The organism is Amycolatopsis rhizosphaerae (assembly GCF_007713715.1).
GTDB classification, from domain to species: Bacteria; Actinomycetota; Actinomycetes; order Mycobacteriales; family Pseudonocardiaceae; genus Amycolatopsis_E; species Amycolatopsis_E rhizosphaerae.
On the sequence record NZ_VJWX01000574.1, the window covers coordinates 1 to 4,372 of the forward strand.

The following is a 4,372-nucleotide window of genomic DNA, read 5'->3' on the forward strand; positions in this document are numbered from 1 at the left end:
CGGCAGGTCCAGTGGCTCGTAGTGGCGCCAGTCCTGCCCGGCCGCCCCGCCCGCCGCCCTGCCTGCCGCCACGGCCCACACCCATCGTCAGACCCGGAAAAACCTACGTCCACAGGCTACACCACCGGCCCTTACTTACCGATCGTTAAACCACGGCGGCGAGGGTCAGGCCAGGTCCGCCACCTTGACGAAGATCTCCGTCGCCAGCTCGACCAGTCCGGCCTCGTCCACCCGCAGGGTGCCGTCGAGCCACGAGGTGAGCGCCTGGGCGAGCCCGCCGACCAGCATCTGGGCGATGAGTTCCACCCGCGTGCTCTCGCCGAGGCCGTAGAACTCGCGTGCCTGCAGGCCGAGCAGGTGCACGAACCAGCGGGTGGATTCGACGCGGCGCTGCGCGAGCACGGTGTGCCCGAGGGCGGGGGAGAACAGCAGGCGGCCCCGCCGGGGGTCCTCGGCGATCTTGCGCACCAGGTTCCGCAATCCCGCCTGCGTCCGGGCGCGGGCGTCCGCGGGGGTGGCGCGGACGGCTTCGAGCGTGCTGGTGGCGATCTCGGTGACCACGTGGTCGTGGACGGCGATCGCGAGCGCGTCCCGGTCGGCGAAGCTCTCGTAGAAGTACCGGGCGGCGAGGCCGGCTTCGCGGCAGACACCGCGCACGGTGAACTCCTGCGGACCGTCGGCCGCGCCGAGCAGGTTCAGGCCCGCCTCGACCAGTTGCGCGCGGCGCCCGGCCTGGCGGTCTTCACCCGCGACACCGCCGTAGGTCCGCAGGGGTGCCGAAGGTGCCTCCGGGGTCGTGTCCATGCCCACCATCTTGACAGGCGGGGCGGTCTGGCGTTGCATATCTGCCAACGGCCGTGAGCAGATACGCTCGGGCGCGAGGGGGCGGACAATGACGGTCACGGATTCTCGTTCGGCGAAACTGGACGAAACGATGCTCGGCGCGGGCCTGCTGGCGGGCGCGGCCAACGTGATCATGCAATTGGCGCATCCGGGCGTCGGCTACGGCGTGGTGGAAAGCCGGGTGGAGAGCGGACGGCTGTTCGGCCATCCCGTCAAGCGCACCCGCACCACCCTCACCTATCTCGCCGTGGCCGTGCTCGGCACCGACGAGGAGCGCAAGGCCTACCGCAAGGCGGTGAACAGGCAGCACGCGCAGGTCCGCTCCACCGCATCCAGCCCCGTGCGGTACAACGCCTTCGACCCCGAACTCCAGCTGTGGGTCGCCGCCTGCCTGTACCGGGGCTTCGAGGACACCTGCACCGCGTTCCTCGGCCCGTTCGACGAACAGACCCTCGAAGAGGTCTACCGCGCCTCGGCCACCCTCGGCGCCACCCTTCAGGTGCGCGAGGAGATGTGGCCCGGCGACCGGGCGGCCTTCGAGGAGTACTGGAACGCCGCGCTGGAGAAGGTCTCGATCGACGACACGGTGCGCGAGCACCTGTACGACATCGCGACCCTGAAGTTCCTGCCCGCGCCCGTGCGCGCCCCCTTCGCGCGCTTCAACCTCTTCGTGACCACGGGCTTCCTGCCGCCGCGCTTCCGGGAGGAGATGCGGCTGTCCTGGTCACCGCGGCAGCAGGAGGGGTTCGACCGGCTCATGCGGCTGATCGGGACGGCGGCCCGGCATTCCCCGCGGGCGATGCGGGAGTTCCCGTACAACTTCTGCCTCTGGGACCTGCGGCGCCGTCTCGCCGCGGGCCGCGCCCTGGTGTAGTGCCTGTCCGGGATCACTCGAAGCGGCTGGGGTCTCCGGCGCCGTAGCGGACGATTTCCGGTTCGGTGTCGGAGAAGTCGATGACCGTGGTGGGTTCGGTGCCGCACTCGCCGGAGTCGATCACCGCGTCGAGCACGTGGTCGAGTTCGTCCTTGATCATCCAGCCCTGGGTCAGCGGTTCCTCGTGGTCGGGCAGCAGCAGCGTGCTCGACACCAGGGGTTCCCCGAGCGCGTCGAGCAGCGCCTGCACCACCACGTGGTCGGGGATGCGCACGCCCACCGTCTTCTTCTTCGGGTTCAGCAGGCGCCGCGGCACCTCACGGGTGGCGGGGAGGATGAACGTGTAGCTGCCGGGGGTGGCGGCCTTGATCGCGCGGAACACGGCGTTGTTGATCACGACGAACTGGCCGAGCTGGGCGAAGTCCCGGCACACCAGGGTGAAGTGGTGGCGTTCGTCGAGATGGCGGATGCTCCGGATCCGGTCCAGCCCGTCCTTGTTCCCCAGCTGGCAGCCGAGCGCGAAGCACGAGTCCGTCGGGTAGGCGATCAGGCCGCCCTCGCGCACGATGCCGACCACCTGCTCGATCGAGCGCCGCTGCGGATTGTCCGGATGCACGTCGAAGTACTTCGCCATGGGCCGAGCTTAGAGGCCGGGACCGGGCGTGGCCCGACGGCGCCTTCGCGGCGGTGGGTCCCACGCTCGCGGCACGGGCGTGGGACTCGCGCGGCCTTTCAGGGGGAGGGCGCGCCCGGTCCGGCGAGGGCCCGTTTCGCCAGTTCGTCACCGCGTGCCGCGGCGCGCTGGTACCAGCGCCGGCCTTCGGCGAAGTTCCCGAGGTGCCAGTGCAGCGCGCCGAGGTTCACCTCCGCCGCGAGGTGCCCGGCCGCCAGCGCGCGCTGGTACCAGTGCTCGGCCTTCTGGGCCTCGCCGCGGTCCTGCAACAGGGTGCCGAGGTTGAGCATCGCCTCGGGAAGGCCGCGCGCGGCGGCCCGGCGGTACCACGGTTCGGCTTCCTCGGGTCTGCCGCGCTGCTCCAGCAGCACCGCCAGGCCGAACTCGGCGACCGCGCTGTCTCCCGACTCCGCCGCCCGGGTGAACCAGCTCTCGGCGGCGTCGAGATCCCCCTGGTTCCAGAGGTTGCGGGCCAGTTCCAGCGCCGCCTCCGTGTCCCCGGTCTCCGCGGCGAGCCTGCGCAGGGCCTGGATCTCCGAGCGCTGCTCGCCGGCGTCGCCGGTCGGCGCCAGCAGGCCCATCAGGCGCACCGCGGCCGGATCACCGGACAGTGCGACCTGCCGCAGCAGCGCGGTGCCGCGCCGCCGGTCGCCGTGCAGGATCTCGAGCACGGCCTCCTTGCGCAGGCCGTCGGGATCGCCGCTGCCCGCCGCCCGCCGGTAGGCCGACCGGGCCTCGCTGATCCGGCCCTGCTGCGCGAGCAGGCCGCCCAGGTTGATCAGGCCCTTGGGGTCGCCCGCCTCGCCGGCGCCGCGGTACCAGCGCTCGGCGGTCTCGGTGTCACGGCGGCGTTCGGCCAGCGTGCCGAGGCTGGTCATGGCCCAGCTGTTCCCGGCTTCGGCGGCGCGGCGGTACCAGTCTTCCGCCGAGGCCTCGTCGCCGCGTGCCTGCTCCGCGCGGCCGAGGGCGAGCAGCGCATGCGGGTTGCCGGTGCCTGCCAAGGCGGACCACACCCGCATCGCGTCCTCGCGCCGTCCGGCGCGGGCCGCGGCGCGCGCCAGCCGGAACGACTGGTCGGTACTGAACCCGCGCATCTCCAGTAGCCACTGCCACACCGGTTCCGGCACCGGAGGGGCCGTCTCGTCGAGAATGGTCCGGTCCACCAGATAGTCGAAGGGGCGGAAGTGGTTCCGGCCCGAAGGGCGCAGCGCGGGCCCGGCGCCGTGCACCGGGGTGGCCGCCCAGACGAGCCCGCCGCCGGGGTCGGTCCCGCCGCGGGCGCGGAAGTTCCCGGACAGGTAGACGCCGTGCAACCGGGCCAGCCACTCGAAGGGGATGTCCTCGGCGAACCCGGCGCGGCGCAGGTCGACCGCGGCGCTGACCAGTGCGGCACCCGGTTCGTTCGCCCCGGCCCGTCCGGCGTGCCAGCGGGACAGCGCGGCCTGGCCCGCGCACAGGTACTCGGCGAAACCCTCCGCGCTGTCCAGGGCCGCGCCGATCCGCGGATCGTCGCGAAACCCCGCCGCGGTGGTGCGTTCCGCCTGGTCCAGGTGCCGGGCGAGCCGGACCGGCAGGGCACCGGCGAGCACCGGGCGCGCCTTGGGGTTTTCGGAACCGAGTGCGTCGCGCGCCTCGGTCCGCAGGGTGGCCAGCAGTACCGCACCGGCGCGTTTCGCCGGGCGCAGCGCGGTCAGCAGCGGCTCGTCGTGGCTTTCCGTGGTGAGGTACCGGTCGAGATCGTCGAGCCAGACGACGGTGTTCGCGAGCGCCGAGGGGTGGGCGGCCAGTTCGCGGAGCGCGGCGGTGTCCCGGGGGAGCAGTACGCGCTGCCAGCCGAGTTTCCGGGCGTTGCGGCAGATCGCCTCCACGGCGGTGCGGCTCTTGCCGCTGGCCGAATCCCCTTCGAGGAGCACGAGCCCGCCGCGCGGCAGCGCGGCGTCCAGTTCGGCGTCGGCGGTGCGCGGCAGGTACGGGGGCAGGGG

General features: G+C 72.7%; 4 protein-coding genes. 1 reads left to right on the forward strand and 3 read right to left on the reverse strand.

The window, feature by feature from the left end; translation table 11 throughout:
* Positions 1-165: 165 nt before the first annotated feature.
* A complete protein-coding gene (locus FNH05_RS33370) occupies positions 166-804 on the reverse strand; it encodes a TetR/AcrR family transcriptional regulator (RefSeq protein ID WP_144592841.1) in 639 nt (212 codons plus the stop codon).
* An 88-nt stretch (positions 805-892) separates the two neighbouring features.
* Between FNH05_RS33370 and FNH05_RS33375 the strand changes: the two genes are divergently transcribed.
* A complete protein-coding gene (locus tag FNH05_RS33375) occupies positions 893-1,717 on the forward strand; it encodes an oxygenase MpaB family protein (RefSeq protein ID WP_144592842.1) in 825 nt (274 codons plus the stop codon).
* A gap of 13 nt (positions 1,718-1,730) precedes the next feature.
* Here FNH05_RS33375 and FNH05_RS33380 read toward each other — a convergent pair whose 3' ends face one another.
* Both FNH05_RS33380 and FNH05_RS33385 read right to left on the reverse strand, forming a co-directional pair.
* Positions 1,731-2,351 (reverse strand): L-threonylcarbamoyladenylate synthase, encoded by a 621-nt coding sequence (locus FNH05_RS33380; RefSeq protein WP_144592843.1) that lies wholly within the window; start codon positions 2,349-2,351, stop codon positions 1,731-1,733.
* Positions 2,352-2,449: 98 nt separating this feature from the next.
* Positions 2,450-4,372 (reverse strand): tetratricopeptide repeat protein (locus tag FNH05_RS33385; protein ID WP_144592844.1); only part of this gene is annotated, 1,923 nt, incomplete at its 5' end.